The 15,568-nt window shown below is 65.7% G+C and carries 20 protein-coding genes; 9 read left to right on the plus strand and 11 right to left on the minus strand.

Annotated elements, in window-relative coordinates; translation table 11 throughout:
• Positions 1-19 precede the first annotated feature (19 nt).
• Together ACW2Q0_RS23000 and ybaK are read right to left on the minus strand one after the other, a co-directional pair.
• Positions 20-322 (minus strand): hypothetical protein, encoded by a 303-nt coding sequence (locus ACW2Q0_RS23000; protein WP_457192953.1) that lies wholly within the window; start codon positions 320-322, stop codon positions 20-22.
• Between the two features lie 73 nt (positions 323-395).
• On the minus strand, positions 396-890 hold the full coding sequence (gene ybaK, locus ACW2Q0_RS23005) for a Cys-tRNA(Pro) deacylase (protein ID WP_457192954.1): 495 nt from the start codon (positions 888-890) through the stop codon (positions 396-398).
• Between the two features lie 310 nt (positions 891-1,200).
• Here ybaK and ACW2Q0_RS23010 point away from each other — a divergent pair, with 310 nt between their 5' ends.
• Complete coding sequence (locus tag ACW2Q0_RS23010) at positions 1,201-1,899, plus strand: sigma-70 family RNA polymerase sigma factor (protein ID WP_457192978.1); 699 nt, start codon at positions 1,201-1,203, stop codon at positions 1,897-1,899.
• A 64-nt stretch (positions 1,900-1,963) separates the two neighbouring features.
• The gene (gene rsrA, locus ACW2Q0_RS23015; RefSeq protein WP_457192955.1) at positions 1,964-2,245 is read left to right on the plus strand and encodes a mycothiol system anti-sigma-R factor; all 282 of its coding nucleotides are present in this window, start codon (positions 1,964-1,966) and stop codon (positions 2,243-2,245) included.
• A 118-nt stretch (positions 2,246-2,363) separates the two neighbouring features.
• Here the strand turns inward: rsrA and ACW2Q0_RS23020 are convergent, their stop codons facing one another.
• Positions 2,364-2,438 (minus strand): 50S ribosomal protein bL37, encoded by a 75-nt coding sequence (locus tag ACW2Q0_RS23020; RefSeq protein ID WP_095887907.1) that lies wholly within the window; start codon positions 2,436-2,438, stop codon positions 2,364-2,366.
• A 123-nt stretch (positions 2,439-2,561) separates the two neighbouring features.
• On the opposite strand from ACW2Q0_RS23020, the gene ACW2Q0_RS23025 reads away from it, so the two are divergent.
• Both ACW2Q0_RS23025 and ACW2Q0_RS23030 read left to right on the plus strand, forming a co-directional pair.
• Complete coding sequence (locus ACW2Q0_RS23025; protein WP_433601666.1) at positions 2,562-2,777, plus strand: biotin/lipoyl-binding carrier protein; 216 nt, start codon at positions 2,562-2,564, stop codon at positions 2,775-2,777.
• 23 nt (positions 2,778-2,800) lie between these two features.
• Positions 2,801-4,315: a sensor histidine kinase gene (locus ACW2Q0_RS23030; protein WP_457192956.1), complete on the plus strand. Its 1,515-nt coding sequence runs from the start codon at positions 2,801-2,803 to the stop codon at positions 4,313-4,315.
• A gap of 221 nt (positions 4,316-4,536) precedes the next feature.
• On the opposite strand, the gene ACW2Q0_RS23035 is transcribed toward ACW2Q0_RS23030, so the two are convergent.
• Both ACW2Q0_RS23035 and ACW2Q0_RS23040 read right to left on the minus strand, forming a co-directional pair.
• On the minus strand, positions 4,537-4,791 hold the full coding sequence (locus ACW2Q0_RS23035) for a WhiB family transcriptional regulator (RefSeq protein ID WP_011211115.1): 255 nt from the start codon (positions 4,789-4,791) through the stop codon (positions 4,537-4,539).
• 250 nt (positions 4,792-5,041) lie between these two features.
• Entirely contained in the window at positions 5,042-5,986 is a 945-nt protein-coding gene (locus ACW2Q0_RS23040; protein ID WP_457192957.1) for a diacylglycerol/lipid kinase family protein, read from the minus strand.
• Between the two features lie 67 nt (positions 5,987-6,053).
• Between ACW2Q0_RS23040 and ACW2Q0_RS23045 the strand changes: the two genes are divergently transcribed.
• Positions 6,054-6,494, plus strand: a complete 441-nt coding sequence (locus tag ACW2Q0_RS23045; RefSeq protein WP_457192958.1) for a hypothetical protein — start codon at positions 6,054-6,056, stop codon at positions 6,492-6,494.
• A gap of 6 nt (positions 6,495-6,500) precedes the next feature.
• Here ACW2Q0_RS23045 and nfi read toward each other — a convergent pair whose 3' ends face one another.
• The 5 genes from nfi to ACW2Q0_RS23070 form a co-directional block, all read right to left on the minus strand.
• Positions 6,501-7,181 (minus strand): deoxyribonuclease V, encoded by a 681-nt coding sequence (gene nfi, locus ACW2Q0_RS23050; RefSeq protein ID WP_457192959.1) that lies wholly within the window; start codon positions 7,179-7,181, stop codon positions 6,501-6,503.
• A gap of 85 nt (positions 7,182-7,266) precedes the next feature.
• Positions 7,267-7,758: an N-acetyltransferase family protein gene (locus ACW2Q0_RS23055; RefSeq protein WP_457192960.1), complete on the minus strand. Its 492-nt coding sequence runs from the start codon at positions 7,756-7,758 to the stop codon at positions 7,267-7,269.
• Positions 7,755-8,366 carry an acid phosphatase gene (locus tag ACW2Q0_RS23060; protein WP_457192961.1) on the minus strand — a complete coding sequence of 204 codons (612 nt, stop codon included), beginning with the start codon at positions 8,364-8,366 and terminating at the stop codon, positions 7,755-7,757. Before ACW2Q0_RS23060 ends, ACW2Q0_RS23055 begins: the two co-directional genes overlap by 4 nt.
• 130 nt (positions 8,367-8,496) lie before the next feature.
• Entirely contained in the window at positions 8,497-9,735 is a 1,239-nt protein-coding gene (locus ACW2Q0_RS23065) for an Rv3212 family protein (protein WP_457192962.1), read from the minus strand.
• Between the two features lie 208 nt (positions 9,736-9,943).
• On the minus strand, positions 9,944-11,632 hold the full coding sequence (locus ACW2Q0_RS23070) for a DEAD/DEAH box helicase (RefSeq protein WP_457192979.1): 1,689 nt from the start codon (positions 11,630-11,632) through the stop codon (positions 9,944-9,946).
• Between the two features lie 455 nt (positions 11,633-12,087).
• Between ACW2Q0_RS23070 and ACW2Q0_RS23075 the strand changes: the two genes are divergently transcribed.
• Positions 12,088-12,945, plus strand: a complete 858-nt coding sequence (locus ACW2Q0_RS23075; protein WP_457192963.1) for an SCO6745 family protein — start codon at positions 12,088-12,090, stop codon at positions 12,943-12,945.
• 78 nt (positions 12,946-13,023) lie between these two features.
• Positions 13,024-13,716 (plus strand): ferritin-like fold-containing protein, encoded by a 693-nt coding sequence (locus ACW2Q0_RS23080; protein ID WP_457192964.1) that lies wholly within the window; start codon positions 13,024-13,026, stop codon positions 13,714-13,716.
• On the opposite strand, the gene ACW2Q0_RS23085 is transcribed toward ACW2Q0_RS23080, so the two are convergent.
• A complete protein-coding gene (locus tag ACW2Q0_RS23085) occupies positions 13,717-14,556 on the minus strand; it encodes a helix-turn-helix domain-containing protein (protein ID WP_457192965.1) in 840 nt (279 codons plus the stop codon).
• A 92-nt stretch (positions 14,557-14,648) separates the two neighbouring features.
• On the opposite strand from ACW2Q0_RS23085, the gene ACW2Q0_RS23090 reads away from it, so the two are divergent.
• Together ACW2Q0_RS23090 and ACW2Q0_RS23095 are read left to right on the plus strand one after the other, a co-directional pair.
• On the plus strand, positions 14,649-15,197 hold the full coding sequence (locus tag ACW2Q0_RS23090; RefSeq protein WP_457192966.1) for a YceI family protein: 549 nt from the start codon (positions 14,649-14,651) through the stop codon (positions 15,195-15,197).
• Positions 15,198-15,299: 102 nt separating this feature from the next.
• On the plus strand, positions 15,300-15,527 hold the full coding sequence (locus tag ACW2Q0_RS23095; protein WP_457192980.1) for a DUF3107 domain-containing protein: 228 nt from the start codon (positions 15,300-15,302) through the stop codon (positions 15,525-15,527).
• Positions 15,528-15,568: the final 41 nt, after the last annotated feature.

A 15,568-nucleotide genomic window follows, 5' to 3' on the forward strand; every position in this document is an offset into this window, starting at 1 on the left:
CGGCCCACCGTGGGATAACTCAGAGTTGGCACTTCACGCTGGGCGTCACGACATTCAACAGGCACTTGATAATGCTGCCGGTCAGGTCGATGACCTTGCCCGCGACACCGCCGCCCAACTTCTCGGCCTTGTCGGCTCGTTCATCCTTCTTCGGGGCGCCGGTCCGTTTCGGTGCGTCGTCGCTGACCTGCCCATCGAACTGGAAGTCGCCGACTTCCGTCGCCAGGGGACCGCCGGGTGTGGCGGTGGCCGTCGGTGCGAGCAGCAGCAGAGCTCCGAACACAACGATGATCATGGTGCGTAAACGCTGACAGGCGGACATTTCGCATCACATCCTCGAGTCGGACGATCATGGCTCGTTCAGTAACGCATAATGTTGCCGACTTAGTGCGGAATTACACGGATGTGACTGGCGCGGTTACCGCATCGGTGAGCCGAACCAGATCTGCCGGTGCCAGTTCGATCTCGAGACCGCGGCGGCCCGCACTGCAAAGCACGCGGTCCCAGGCCAATGCGGAAGCGTCGACCACGGTGGGCAGCAGCTTGCGCTGGCCCAGCGGGGAGATGCCGCCGAGTACGTAACCGGTGATTCGCTCGACCTTCGCCTTATCCGCCATGGCCGCCTTGGGCGCACCGAGCACTGCGGCCGCCGCCTTGAGCGACAAAGTATTCGGCACCGGCAGCACCGCGACCGCGAGCGCGCCGGTCGATAATTCGACAACCAGCGTTTTGAAGATCTGGGCCGCCGTTACGCCGACCTCGGCGGCGAGTGCGTCGACCGCCTCGGTGCCGTAGGAGTCGACGCGCGGATCGTGCTTGTACGCGTGCACGCGATGGGCCACATCGGCCTTGGTCAAGGTACGGATCGCCGGGGTCGAGGCTGCTGCCATGCCGCTCACCCTAATGGCGATGCCGGCCGCTTCGAGCGACCGGCGAGCAGTCGCCAGGAGCGCGGGTCGACGAGGTGTTTTCGGCGCCGGGAGTTCGCCATGGGAACACAGCCGGGCGCGGACATGTTGCATGCGAATACGGAAAGCCGTACGGCTGTAGGACTGAAGGAACTGAAGGAGAGGGTCGGTGCCTGTTCTGCTCGAACAACGCCCGGTGACGTCGACAGTGTCCGATTGGCGGCACTCTCGGCGCGCTCCGTGGTTACGCTTCGCCGCCGCCGGGCGCGCCGCGGGGGACGATCGGTTCCCAATCGTTTCGACCGCGCCTGTAGATTTGGCAGGTACGGCGATCGAAGGGATTGGTGTGACGAGCGACGATGACGTGGTCACCGACGGTGCGGTCGGCGCCGCGGTCGACGATACCGAGCTGGTACAGCGGTTCGAGCGCGATGCGCTCCCGCTGCTCGACCAGCTCTACGGTGCCGCGCTGCGCATGACCCGGAATCCGGCAGATGCCGAGGACTTGGTGCAGGAGACCTACGTCAAGGCGTTCCAGGGCTTCAAATCCTTCAAGGAAGGCACCAATCTGCGTGCCTGGCTCTACCGGATCCTGACCAACACCTACATCAACTCCTATCGCAAGAAGCAGCGTCAGCCCGCGCAGTATCCGACTGACGAGATCACCGACTGGCAGCTCGCCGCCACCGCCGAGCACACCTCGACCGGACTGCGTTCGGCGGAGGTCGAGGCGTTGGACGCGCTACCGGACGACGACATCAAGTCCGCGCTGCAGGAGCTGCCGGAGGAATTCCGGATGGCGGTGTACTACGCGGATGTCGAGGGCTTCCCATATAAGGAGATCGCCGACATCATGGGCACTCCCATCGGTACGGTGATGTCCCGGCTGCATCGCGGCCGCAAGCAGCTCAAGGGTTTGCTCGCCGATGTGGCGCGCGAACGTGGATTCAACCGTAACGGTGCGGAACGCCAGGAGGTCAAGCAGCCATGAGCGAGCGAACCACAGGCACAGCACCTTCGGGTGCGACGGCACCGAGCGCCGGCGAGGTGGAGTCGTGAGCGAGCGCGACCCGGATATGGAGTTGGACTGCACTGCTGTGCTCGCTGACGTCTGGCTCATGCTCGACGGTGAATGCGACGATGCCACCCGGGCCCGGCTGCAGCACCACATGGACCACTGCTCGCCGTGTATCGAGGCCTATGGCATCGAGGAGAAGATCAAGAGCCTGCTGAGCCGCAAGTGCGGTGGTGATCGGGCACCGGATTCGTTGCGCGATCGACTGACCCTGGAGATCCGCCGATCCGTCACGGTGACGCGGGTCGAGACCACCGAGTAGTTCCGGATACCGAAAAAACACCGAGGCGCCAGGTCTTCCTTGCGGAAGATGCTGGCCCTCGGTGTTTTTCGTGCTACTTGTCTTCGAGCGATCTGCAAGCAGTCGCTACGGCCTCGGCTCAGGCGTTGGGACGCTTGCCGTGGTTGGCCGCGCTTCCCTTGCGGCTGCGCTTCTTACGACCACGCTTACCCATCGGTAGTCTCCCTTCTGCGGATCACCCCCGCGTCCGCGGGGAGCACTCTGATCGAAGGTCATTGTTTCATGTGTGGTTGGCTGTAGTTTCAGCGGATCGGCGCGAACGAGTGGATGGGGTGTCATGGCTGAGGAAGTGCTCTCGGAGCTGGTGTCGGTCGTGCAGCAGGTTGTCGTCGCCGAGGGCGACGAGGTACACGAGGGCGACACCCTGGTGATCCTCGAGTCGATGAAAATGGAGATCCCGGTGCTTGCCGAGAGCGGTGGCACGGTGACCTCGATCGGCGTCGAAGAAGGCGATGCGATCAAGGCCGGGCATCTGATCGCCGTCATCTCTTAACTTCTGAAGCGGATAGATCGAATATGGCGACACTGAGTGAGCTGCTGGCCGAACACACCGACCTACCCGGTGTTGCCGTGGACCATCTGCAGCGGGTTGTCGGCGATTGGCAGTTGCTCGCCGATCTGTCCTTCGCGGATCTGCTGCTGTGGGTCGGTGCCGGACCGATCGCCGACGGCGCGGATATCGTCTGCGTCGCACAGTGCCGCCCGACTACCGCGCCCACGGTCCATCCGGAGGATCGGGTCGGCGGTATCGCCTCGCAGGCCGATCATCCGCAGGTCTTCGACGCGCTGATGACCGGCAAGGTCGTGCGCGCGGACAGCGATCTCGAGGCCGAGGGCGTCTACCATCCGCATCCGGTGCACGCCGTTCGCGAGGCCATTCCGGTGCGCTGCGGTGACGATGTCATCGCAGTGCTCAGCCGCGACACCGATCTGCAGCGTTCGCGGGTGCGCAGCACGCTGGAGATCGCCTATGTCGCCTGCGCTGACGACCTGTGCCAGATGATCGCTGACGGCACCTTCCCGACCATAGAAGATCGCGCCGCGACGCACTCCAGTCCGCGCGCGGGCGACGGTTTCATCCGGCTCGATACCGAGGGCATCGTGGTCTACGCCAGCCCGAACGCGCTGTCGGCGTATCACCGGATGGGTTTGCAGGCCGATCTCGCAGGCCAGGATCTGGCTGTCACCACCCGGTCGTTGATCACCGATCCGTTCGACGCCCAGGAGGTCGTCGGCGATATCCAGGCCGCCCTGGCGGGCCGGACCGGGCGCCGCATGGAGGTCGAGGCGCGCGGCGCCACCGTACTGCTGCGCACCCTGGTGTTGCGTCCGCACGGGGAACTGGCCGGGGCCGCGGTGCTGGTCCGTGATGTCACCGAGGTCAAGCGCCGTGACCGCGCGCTGCTCAGCAAGGACGCGACCATCCGCGAGATCCACCATCGCGTGAAGAACAATCTGCAGACCGTGGCCGCGCTGCTGCGCTTGCAGGCGCGGCGCACCGAGAACGAGGAGGCTCAGGTCGCACTGACCGAATCGGTGCGCCGGGTCACCTCGATCGCCTCGGTGCACGAAATGCTGTCCATGTCGGTGGACGAAGAGGTCGATCTCGACGAGGTGGTGGACCGGCTGCTGCCGATCATGGCCGATGTCGCGACCGTGCACACCGCGAGAATCAAAGTGCGCCGTGCCGGTTCGCTCGGTGTGTTCTCCGCCGAACGCGCCACCCCGCTGGTGATGGTGCTGACCGAACTGGTGCAGAACGCCATCGAGCACGCCTTCGATTCCGGCGAAAACGGCACGGTGACAATCCGTTCCGAGCGTTCGGCGCGTTGGCTGGACGTGATCATCAGCGATGACGGCCGCGGCCTACCGCCGGGTTTCAGCCTGGAATCCTCCGACCGCCTCGGCCTGCAGATCGTGCGTACCCTGGTCACCGCGGAGCTCGGCGGCTCCATCGGTTTACACCCGGGTGCCGACATCGGTACGGATGCGGTATTGCGGGTGCCGCTGGGTCGCCGCTCGGGGCGCTGAGTCGAATTTGCCTGGCCAGCAATAAGATTAAGCTTCCCTGCACAGTTGACCAGCGCGGAGCGAGTCTCGACGGCTCGGACGCGAGACACCAGGGGGCCGCGAACCCGCTGCGCCGCAGGCGCGGCAAATCAGAGAGAGCACAAAATAGCCCGGCACGTGAGTGCCGGGCTGGACTGCGTTACCGGGCCGTGCTGATGGGTCCGGTAACGCTGGTCGTCCTACTAGACGACGGTGCGGGTGCGGGTGCGCGCGTTGCGACGCTTGAGCGCCCGACGCTCGTCCTCGCTCATACCACCCCACACGCCGGCATCCTGCCCGGACTTCAGGGCCCAGGACAGGCAGTCAGCGGTAACGGGGCAGCGAGCGCAGACCAGCTTGGCATCGGCAATCTGCGCAAGCGCCGGACCACTGTTACCCACCGGGAAGAACAGCTCGGGGTCCTCATCGCGACAGATGGCCTTGTGGCGCCAGTCCATTCCTCTGCTCCTTTGCTGGGCGCCGGCAAAGGGCGCCTACGGTTTGTGGATCGTTCATTTGTGCGACTCGAATGTTTCCGCACGGTTGCTTGTGAATGCTTTCACGAACACCGTAGATGTCAATAGGTATCCGGTGCACCGTGGGGAAGCTCACGCCGTCAAGGGCCCCTAGGGGAACCTGCCCGGTCCTTTGTACTCGCTCTACCTGGTTTTCGCAGCGCAACACCCAGATTTTTCGCGCGTTTCGTGCTCACTCGGGGCGTGGCGCAACCACATCCAGCACATCGGGCACGGCTGTGAAATCCACCATGTTGCGTTTTCCGATAAAGTCGCCGTCGATTTGCAGGCCGATCGGTTCACTGGCCTCGATATGCACCGAAGGTACATCGTCCTCGCGAAATAGGTTGCGGGACTTGGGATTTCCATTGACTGCGAGAAGCTGCCTGGCAAGCAGCAGGGTAGACGCCACCGACATCGACCGCACCGCGAACACCCCGAGGCCCGTTTCGAAGGCCGTTCCCGGGTTGGTGTGCACCGGCGTGGCGTTCAGGTAGGTCCACGGACTCGTGTTCGTTACGAAGGCGTAATGGACCTCACTGACGGGCTCGAATCCGGGAATCTCGATCCGGAGGCTCGGTGCCCTGCGCTTGGCCTTGAAGAATTGCCGCACAGTTGTTCGAACGTAGCGACCGGGGGTGGCGGCATGACCGTCGGCGCGGCTGTTGTCGATCGCCTCGCAGACATCGGCGTCCAGACCGACGCCCGCGCTGAAGCCGAACCAGCGATCATCGGCGAGGCCGAGGCCGATTTTGCGGTCCCGGTCGAGGGTGAGCAGATCGATGAGCTGGTTGGTGGCGGTTACCGGATCAGGGGAGATGCCGAGGGCGCGCGCGAACACATTCGCCGATCCGCCCGGAATCACGCCCAGGCGCGGCAGCCAGGCCTGTCCGTCGTCGACCTGGGGCAGCGGCAGGTAGCCGTTGATGGTCTCGTTGACCGTCCCATCGCCGCCGTGCACGACAATCAGGTCCATCTCGTTGGTTGCCGCCCACTGCGCCAATTCCGCCGCGTGGCCGCGGTGTTGGGTATGCGCGACGGTCAGCTGAGTCCGGCTCTCCAACGCGTGCGCCAGCAGGTCCCGCGTCGCCGGCGTGGTCGAGGTGGCGTTCGGATTCACGATCAGCAGCGTCCGCACCTTCGGCAGCCTAATCGGCGGGCGGCCCGGTCCGGAAAGCCGCCGAGTGGGTTCTAGGCTTGGCCACGTGGCGGACAGCGGCAAAGACGAGGTTTCGGCGGGTGTGCCCGTGACGGTGCGCGGTGCGGGCGGATTGGTCGCGCTGGAAGGCGCGGTGGCCGTGGTCGTGGCGATCGTGCTGGTCGTGCGTGGGCTGCTCGGACACGATCAGAGTGCGGCGAGCGGGTACGGCACGGCCGCGTGGTTCGGCATTCTCGGCGGCGCGGTGTCGGCGGCCGGGATCGGACTCTTCCTCGGGCACCGATGGGGGCGCGCCATTGCCGTGATCGCCCAAGTGCTGCTGCTTCCGGTGACCTGGTCGCTGCTGACGGATTCGCATCAGCCCGTGCTCGGCGCATTGCTCGGTATTGTTGTGGTGTCCGCGCTGGCGCTCCTGTTCGCGCCCGCGTCGAATCGCTGGATGGCCGAGGCATACGGGATCGAACCGGATATGCCCGAATCGAAGTAGCCGGGTTCATGCGGTGGCGGCCCGAAGTGCCTGACGGCACAGGCGATCGGCCTGCCGGGTGGTTTCGGGTTGGCGGTAGCGCGGGGTGAGTGCGAGCACCTGGGTGCATGCGGTGTCCAAGTCGACGAGATGGCCGACGGAGACGAAGACCGGTTTGACGCCATGTCGGGTACGCAGCGCGCGCCCGACGACTTCGCCGTCCATGGTGATATCGCTGACCGCGCCGCGCTCTGGACCGGGCTCCGTATACGCACCCCAGGGCGTCTTGGCTACGCCGATTGTCGGTGTATCCGTGAGGATTCCGACATGGCAGGCCAAGCCGAAGCGGCGCGGATGGGCTAGTCCCTGTCCATCGCAGATCAGTAGATCCGGTGTGGTAGTGAGCTTTTCGAGTGCGGCGAGAGTTATCGGCAGTTCACGGAAGGACAGTAGGCCCGGCACATAGGGAAATGTGACCGTGCCGTGCGCGACCGCGGTGTCGACAAGATCCAGTGTGGCACTGTTCAATACGACGGCGGCCGCAGCGGCGATCCCGGTTCCGTCGTCGTAGGCGGAGTCGAGTCCGGCGATAGTGCGGAATCGTGGTGGCCGCGGGTCGGCCGCGATCACCAATAGCCGCAGGGCATCCTGGACGGCCATGGCCTCGTCCGCGGTGGTCGGCCAATCCGTGGGTGCGACAACCTTCACTTGCCCATGCCTCCACCTCGCTGGCGCTCGGCTCCGCCATGATCAAGTGCTCGCCAATGCTGACGGTTCGCTCGCCGACGCTCGCTCACGAGGCTTCGGCGGCGAGCTTATCGATGGCCGCGCCGGTGAGTCGGTAGCCGACCCACTCGTCCTGCGGGTTGGCGCCGAGGGATTTGTAGAAATCGATGGCGGGTGCATTCCAGGTCAGCACGGACCAGTCGACCCGGCTGTAGCCCTTGGCGGCCGCCTCCTCGGCGAGGGCGGCGAGCAGCGCCTTGCCGTAACCCTTACCGCGGGTCTCCGGCTTGACGTACAGGTCCTCCAGGTAGATGCCGTGTACGCCGGTCCAGGTGGAGTAGTTCAGGAACCAGATAGCACAGCCGACCACACCGGTTTCGTCCTCGGCGACATGAGCGAAAACCGCGGGCGACGGCCCGAACAGCGCGGCGCCCAGTTGTTCGGCGGTGAGCGCGCACTCCGCGCGGGACTTCTCGTACTCGGCGAGCTCTTCGACCAGGCCCACCATGGCGGGTACGTCGGCGGGGGTGGCGCGGCGGATCGTGCCGGTGCGAGTCATAGTGTGGCTCCATGGTTTGCCGGAACTAGGTTGTGCGCCAGGATGGTTCGGTCGTCGCGTTCGTAACCGAGCACGGTGATCGCGGCGGTCGACATCACGAAGCGGCGCCCCTCCCTGATATCGAGTTCGGCCCAGCGGGCGATCAGCGCCCGGGAGAAATGACCGTGGCCGACCAGCACGATATCCCGACCCGGCAGTGCGGGTTCGACCGATGCCAGCACCCGATCGGCGCGGTCGCTGACCTGTGCGGCCGTCTCGCCATCCGGCACGGCTCCGGTCCAGATGGTCCAGCCCGGATCGTGCTCGCGGATCTCGGCGGAGGTCCGCCCCTCGTAATCGCCGTAATCCCATTCGGCCAGATCGTCGTCGACGACGGTATCGGTGAGCCCCGCGAGCGCCGCGGTGCGCACGGCACGTTGCCGTGGACTGGTGAACACCAGCGGGTCGCGCAGTTTCAGCTCGCTCAGCACCGCGGCCGCAGCGCGAGCCTGTTCCTCGCCGCGCTCGGTGAGCGGCAGATCGGTGCGGCCGGTATGGCGCCCCTGGTTCGACCAGGTGGTTTCGCCGTGCCGGAGCAGAACCAGTCGGGCGTCGTCGCGTGCGGACATGGCTAGCCCGCCTCCCCGAATCTTTTGCCGGTCGTCGGTGCCTCGACAGTCATCTCCCGGGCCGATGGCAGGTGCGGGCGGATTCTTGGGCGTTCCCGACGAGTTACCCATGTTCTTACTGAATCAGTCATCACGATCCCAGTGCGAATATCTCGGCCCCGCGTTTTTCCAGCACGGTGGTGCCGAGGACGGCGAGTGAGATGGGGGAGCCGTCGGAGCCGGGGCGCGCCACCGGAATACGTGACACTTCGGTGCCCGAGGTGGGGTCGAGGACGGCGATCGCGCCGTCGACCGGCACGAGTAGTCGGCCCGCCATGAATACCGGACTGCCGAGTGCGCCGGGGGCGGCCCAGATCGGATCGAAGGTGCCCGCGTTCAAGGCGATCAGGCTGTTGCCGGTGAATACCAGGAATAGCGAACTGATCCGGGTGGTGGTCGCCTTATCGCTCAGCGGTGCGGAAAGTTGGTGCACCATAAGCGCATTCCCGGTGCCGTCGAAGACTTCGAGTCGCGGTGATATCGCTTGGGCGGTCGCGGTCGCGGGCGAACCGGGTAGGTAGAGCACGATTCGGTTGTCGGACACCGCGATTACGCGCGCGTCGGGGGAGTCCGCGCCGGCGCCGTTGAGCACATGCGAGCCGTACTCCTCGGGCACCGTGTTGTCCTTCGGGGCCGGATTGAGCACGGTCAGCCGGTTGTTCGGATCTTCGGGGCAGCGTTCGAGGACGGCGAGCCGGGTGGAGCTCGAACTCGATGAGATCAGCTTGCATCCTTTGCGCGGTTGGGTTTTCACGTTCACCGGTGCGTCGACGTAGCCGTATTCGAGGGTGCGCACCAGATCCGAGCGCCACATCTCCAGCCGCCGCGGGCCCTGCGCCAGTACATAGGTGCCGTCGACCGATAGCTGCACGGTCGGATCCATGTAGCTGCTGCGCGCGGTCCGGCGAGAACCGTCCTCGCCGGCCAGCAGCGCGGCCTGGCTGCAGCCGCGCTGATCCTTGTACACCGCTATCACCATGCCGAACTGCGACTCCACACCGCACAGCGGCAGGTCGCGCCGGTAGTGCCACAGTGGCGCACCGGTGCGCGGGTCGTGCCCGGTGACGGTGCCGTCCGCGCCCGTGACGACCGTGCCCGCGGCCACCAACGCTCGGTTCGCGGACGGATCGGGCGCATGCCATAGCTCTTGCAGACTCGTCGGAACCTGATCGGCCGCCGCAGGTGTGGAAACCGGATGTTCCGCCGTCACCGACTCGGTGCCCCTGGCATCACTGCGCGCCCACACCATCACCGCAGCGATCACCACGACCACGGCTATCGCGACTGCGGAGATGATGTCGGCGCGCGTTCGCCGCTCGGGTGCGAGCACGTTTGCGAGACTACAACGTATCGTCCGGCCGCTGCGATCGGTCTCACCGTGGACACCCGCCGACACATCCCGGCCGCCGCCGCGCTCAATGGTGCCGACCTGCCGATACTTCCGCGTTCGACGCTCGACCACGACGCTGCGCGGCCGCGCTGCGGAGACCGGAACGCCACAGGCGCGGCTGTCCATGACCGACGCGCCCGCGTATCGACTATGCCGAGGCGGTGACCGTCGCGGGAGCGATATCTGCGGCCACTTCACCCGTGGGCTTGCGACGACGCCGCCGACGGCGCGCGGGCTGATCACCGGTCTCGGCGTCATCGGCATCGCCGTTCGAGCCCGCCTCGGTGCCGTTGTCGCCGTCGTCATTCGACTCGGCGCTGTGTTCCGTGCCGTTTTCGGTAGCGGCGGACCTGCGCCGACGGCGGCGGCGACGGGCGGGCTTATCCGCCGTCGCGTCGTCGGTCGCGTCGTCGAGTGGGGCTGCGGCGGTATCGGTTTCGGCTTCGTCGGTTTCGATGCCGCTGGTGTCACCGTCGATCGGTTGGCCCGCGCGGGTGCGGCGTCGAGTGCGCTTGCGCGGCGTGCGGGCCGGGCGCTCGACCACCTCGGCATCCTCGTCGCGGACCGGTTTCGGCTTGCGGATCGTGCCGGTGACGTCCTGCGGAATGCCGAGATCGGAGAACAGATGCGCAGAGCGCGAATACGTTTCGACCGGATCCGGAATGCCGAGGCCGAGAGCGGTGTCGATGGCGGCCCAACGGTTCAGTTCATCCCAGTCGATCAGCGTCACCGCGACACCGGTGCGTCCGGCCCGGCCGGTGCGCCCGATCCGGTGTACGTAGGTCTTCTCGTCCTCTGGGCACTGGTAGTTGATGACGTGGGTGACGTCGTCGATATCGATGCCGCGCGCCGCGACATCAGTCGCGACCAGCACATTGATGGTGCCTTTGCGGAACTTGGCGAGTGCCTTCTCCCGGGCGATCTGACCGAGGTCACCGTGTACAGCGCCGACGGCGAAACCGCGGTCGGCCAGCTCGTCGGCAACCTTCTGCGCGGTGCGCTTGGTCCGGGTGAAGATCATGGTCGCGCCGCGGTTCTCGGCTTGCAGAACCTTGGCGATCAGCTCGCTCTTGTCCAGTGCGTGCGCACGGTAGACGAACTGCGCGGTGCGATCGTGCACGGCGGAATCGTGTGGTTCCTCGGCGCGGATATGCGTGGGCTGGGTCAGGAAGGTGCGGGCCAGGGTGATGATCGGGCCCGGCATGGTGGCCGAGAAGAGCATGGTCTGACGCTGCGTCGGAACCATGCCGAGAATGCGTTCGATATCGGGTAGGAAGCCCAGATCCAGCATTTCGTCGGCCTCGTCCAGGACGAGTACACCGATCTTGCCGAGAATCAGATGGCCCTGATCGGCCAGATCCATGAGCCGGCCGGGGGTGCCGACGACGACGTCCACGCCGGAGCGCAGCGCGGCGATCTGCGATTCGTAGGGGCGGCCACCGTAGATCGAGAGCACGCGCAGCCGGCCCTGGTGGTTGCGCAGGTATCTGCTCGCGTTCTCCAGATCCTGGGTGACCTGGATGCAGAGTTCGCGCGTCGGCACGATGATCAGCGCCCGCGGGGTGCCGTCCAGCGGGGTCGTCCCGGTGTCGGCGGAGGCGATCCGGTGCAGCAGCGGCACACCGAATCCGAAGGTCTTACCCATACCCGTGCGGGCCTGACCGATCAGATCTTCACCGGCCAGCGCCAGCGGCAGAGTTAGTTCCTGAATTGCGAAAGTGCGTTCGATTCCGATCTCGCCGAGCGCTCGCACGATTTCATCGCGAACCCCCAATTCGGCGAATGTCGGTGCGGTGTGAGTTTCGTCCAGTTCGGCGGTCAGTAGCGTATCGGCCAGACCAGGTTCCTGTTCGACAGTGATCTTACTCAGGTTCGTGCCTTTCCTCGTTATCGCGTCACGCGCGCACGAGGCGTGGGGCGGACCGGCCGGCCCGCGACAACCACATATCCGCCTGTGATACTCACCTCGGCCACTGCCTGTGATATCTGCGGGAGCTCGTCGTTTGGGCGGCTGACCTCAGCAGATATCGGCGCGGCGCAAGCGTGATGCGGATGGTGCGCGCACATATTCCCGGACTTCGAAAACCACGTCGACGACACTCGGGCGACCGTACGATCCGGCGACTCGACGGACGAAAATTTCCGTTGTCCGTAGAGATTGTAGCGTGATATTGTGCAGCGCTCGAATTTGCCGTAGTGACTGCTGGTCGAACGCGCGAAACGATCGGTCGCGGTAATTCCGGACAAAATGCGCTGTTTCCATGCGTCGACCGTCGACGTACGCTGCGCCACATGGCAATTCATCTGGCGCGTGGAATCTGGCACACTCTCGAACCCATCCATGATGTTGTGTATTTCGGCGCGGACGTCAAACGGGCCGGAGTTGCGCTCGGACTGCGTGGATTCTGGCAGACCTACTTCGCGTTCCGGGCCGCACCGTTGGGAGCGGTTGGCGCCGGCGCCGTACTGGCGACCTTCGCCGGATTCCATCCGGATACGGTGGCCAAGGCAGTGCCCGACGCCTGGAGCAGAACGACGCCGCAGGCATGTCTGGAAGCCCGGCTCGCCTTTTCGGTCGGATTGTTGCGCGGGGCCGGAGCCGGTGACGCGGATTGTGCCCGTGCCGTCGAATTGCTCATACCGGTCGCGCGTACGGCAGATGCGACCGGCCGCCCGTTGTATGCGGCGAATGCGGAATTGCCGCTGTCCGCGGATCCGGTGGCCGCGTTGTGGCAGCTCACCACCACCCTGCGGGAACATCGCGGCGACGGCCATGTGGCGGCCCTGGTCGCGCACGGTCTGACCGGAGCCCAGGCGCTGGTACTGCAGGTCGCGGCCGGTAAAGCGCCCGAGTCGGTGATGCGGCCCGCGCGCGGCTGGTCGGAGCGGGAATGGTCGGATATCGCGGACGAATTGCGTGCCCGGGGTTTGATCGTGGGTGAGCCGATCAGTCCCGAGTTGACCGGTACGGGTGCCGAATTGCTCGAACGAGTGGAGGCCGACACCGACGAGGCGGCCTGGAATGGCGCCCTGGCGGCGCTGTCGCGGGACGCCGTCGCCGAGCTGACCTACTTGCTCGATCCGTTGACGCGGCGCGTCCAGCAGAGTGTGGTGCCGCCGCTCAACCCGATCGCCATGCCGCGGGGTTGACCGGCATTCGCCGGGATGACGGCGACATGTATCGAGATAACGGTGATACGTAACGGATTCGGACTAGGCTGTCTCGACATGGGAGCACAGTCACCTGCAGCGGTAGGGGTTTCGTTGTCCGGCTTGCCCATTTCCGCCGACGATTCGGGCGTGATCGACCTGTTCGCGGTGCTCGCCTACGGTGAGATCTCGGCGTTCTACCGGCTGGCCGAGGAGGCCAAGCTGTCGCCGACACTGCGTGGCAAGGTGGCCGTCGCGAAGATGGCCGCCGCCGAAATGCGGCACTTCGCAACCCTGGAGTCCGCGCTGGCCGAACGCGGTGTGGACATCTTCGACGCGATGGCGCCGTTCGTGCGCGCCCTGGACGCCTACCACGACTCCACCGATCCCTCGACCTGGCTCGAGTCGATGGTGAAGTTCTACGTCGGTGACGGTATCGCCGCCGACTTCTACACCGAGATCGCCGGCGCCCTGCCGCCCGCAGTGGCCGCCGTGGTCCGGGATGTGCTCGCCGAGACCAGCCACTCCGAATTCGTCGTGGAGGAGGTGCGCCGCGCCGTCGCGACGAGCCGCTCCGAGCGCGACCGGCTGACGCTGTGGGGTCGGCGATTGCTCGGCGAGGCGATCACTCAGGCGCAGTACGTCATGGCTCAGCGTGACGAACTCACCGAGCTGGTGCTGGCCGCGACCGGTGACCTCAACGGCATTGCCGCGCTGTTCGAGCGCATGCAGGCCAGCCATGCCGGGCGCATGGCCGTCCTGGGTATCTGATTACTCGTTGACCGCGCGGACCAGCCGCAGGCCCGGCGATTGTGCCTGCGCCTGGTCGGTGAGCCAGACGACGACGCACTGATCCTTATCAGCGTTGAGGGCCTCGAACGGGACGTCGATATGGCTGTATTCCGGGTGGTCGAACCGCATCGTGCCCGTGACCAGGTCGTCGATATGCTGTGGCTGCCATCGGCTTTCGAACTCCGGATAGGCCAGCAGCGCGTCGATCAGCTCGAGTAGCCGGTCCTCGCCTGGCCAGCGGATCGTCGCGCGCCGCAGGACGGCCGAGAAAATATCGGCCACCTCGTCCCAGTTCCGCAGCACCTGCTTGGCACGCGGATGCGCGAAGGTGAACCAGGCCAGGTTGACGACCTCCGGATCATCGAGTAGCCCAACGGGTTTCGCGATGTCCTCCCATGCTGGATTCCAGCCGAGCACATTGAGTCGCCGTCCGATCACGAAGGCCGGCGTGGGATGCAGTGCGCGCAGAATGGTCTCGATCGCGGGCGTCGGGTGCTCTTCCACGGATTCAGTGGTGGGGCAGCGGGATTTGCTGGTCGAGGTGACCGCGAGCCAACCGAAGTGGTGTCGGTCCTTACCTTCGATCAGCAGCGCCTCCGCCAGGGCATTGATGACCGCCGACGACGGATTGGTATCGCGACCTTGCTCGAGCCGGGCCAGATAGTCGGCGCTGACCCCGGCGCGCACCGCGACCTCTTCGCGGCGTAGTCCCGGGGTACGGCGGCGACCGCCCTCGGGTAGTCCCACATCCCCGGGGCGCAATTGTGCGCGGCGGGCGATGAGATATTCCGCGAAGGGGTTGGGTGCCGTACGTTTCATCGTCCTCGTCCTGGGATGGTTATCCGCGCCCTGACGGGTCCAGGATAACGGCGGTCTGGCTAGCGGACCACGGTCCGGTCATGGTCTATCGCATGACATCTTCCACCGAATCCACCGCTGCCACCGCGCTTACCCCGGGGGCCTGGAGCCTCGACACGACGCACTCCCAGGTCGGATTCACCATCCGCCACCTGGGCATCTCCAAGATCCGCGGCCGGTTCAACAAGTTCGAGACCGAATTCGTGATCGACGACAAGGGTCTGGCCACCCTCGGCGCCACCATCTACCTCGACTCCTTCGAGACCGGCAATGCCGATCGTGACAATCACGTCCGCGCCGCCGACTTCCTCGATGCCGCCAACCGTCCCACCCTGAGCTTCCGTGCCGTCGAGCCGGTTCTGATCGCGGAATCGTTCCAGGTCGAAGGCGAGGCCACCCTCGGCGGGATCACCAAGCCGGTCACCCTCGACGTCGAGTGGGGCGGCATCCAGGAGTTCGCCGCGACCGGCAACCGGCACGCCGGTTTCTCCGCGACCGGCAGCATCAAGCGCACCGACTTCGGCGTCGGCGCCCCGATGCCCGGCCTGCTCAGCGATACGGTCAAGATCGAGCTGGACATCGAGCTCATCGAGCCCAAGTAGCATTTGTTCGCTCTGAGCGCAGGCGGGTGTGATACCGGCGTCGGGGTGCTGCATTAGCCTTGATTTCGACAGCACACAGGACTCTAGGTTCGGAGGTTGGCCGTGGAGGTCAAGATCGGTATTTCGGATAGCCCGCGCGAGCTCGTGATCAATAGCGGGCAGACCCCGGACGAGGTCGAGGCGCTGGTGTCCGGTGCGCTGACCGGCGAGAACGGGGTCGTCGCGCTCACCGACGAGAAGGGCCGCAAGTTCCTGATCCAGGCCTCGAAGGTCGCCTACGTCGAGATCGGCGCCGCCACCAGCGGTCGCGTCGGCTTCGCGTCGGTCTGAGCCGAACCGCGACGCGATAGACGAAAGCCCCCGCGCTCGGT

This window comes from Nocardia citri, from assembly GCF_054065835.1.

Excerpts from the sequence above, each read along its gene's own strand:
- ACW2Q0_RS23075 (WP_457192963.1), top strand. The coding sequence starts at position 12,088 with ATGGCAATTCATCTGGCGCGTGGAATCTGGCACACTCTCGAACCCATC.
- ACW2Q0_RS23025 (WP_433601666.1), top strand. The coding sequence starts at position 2,562 with ATGGCTGAGGAAGTGCTCTCGGAGCTGGTGTCGGTCGTGCAGCAGGTT.
- ACW2Q0_RS23030 (WP_457192956.1), top strand. The coding sequence starts at position 2,801 with ATGGCGACACTGAGTGAGCTGCTGGCCGAACACACCGACCTACCCGGT.
- ACW2Q0_RS23060 (WP_457192961.1), bottom strand. The coding sequence starts at position 8,366 with ATGTCCGCACGCGACGACGCCCGACTGGTTCTGCTCCGGCACGGCGAA.
- ACW2Q0_RS23090 (WP_457192966.1), top strand. The coding sequence starts at position 14,649 with ATGACATCTTCCACCGAATCCACCGCTGCCACCGCGCTTACCCCGGGG.
- ybaK (WP_457192954.1), bottom strand. The coding sequence starts at position 890 with ATGGCAGCAGCCTCGACCCCGGCGATCCGTACCTTGACCAAGGCCGAT.
- ACW2Q0_RS23035 (WP_011211115.1), bottom strand. The coding sequence starts at position 4,791 with ATGGACTGGCGCCACAAGGCCATCTGTCGCGATGAGGACCCCGAGCTG.
- ACW2Q0_RS23085 (WP_457192965.1), bottom strand. The coding sequence starts at position 14,556 with ATGAAACGTACGGCACCCAACCCCTTCGCGGAATATCTCATCGCCCGC.
- ACW2Q0_RS23000 (WP_457192953.1), bottom strand. The coding sequence starts at position 322 with ATGTCCGCCTGTCAGCGTTTACGCACCATGATCATCGTTGTGTTCGGA.
- ACW2Q0_RS23055 (WP_457192960.1), bottom strand. The coding sequence starts at position 7,758 with ATGACTCGCACCGGCACGATCCGCCGCGCCACCCCCGCCGACGTACCC.
- ACW2Q0_RS23080 (WP_457192964.1), top strand. The coding sequence starts at position 13,024 with ATGGGAGCACAGTCACCTGCAGCGGTAGGGGTTTCGTTGTCCGGCTTG.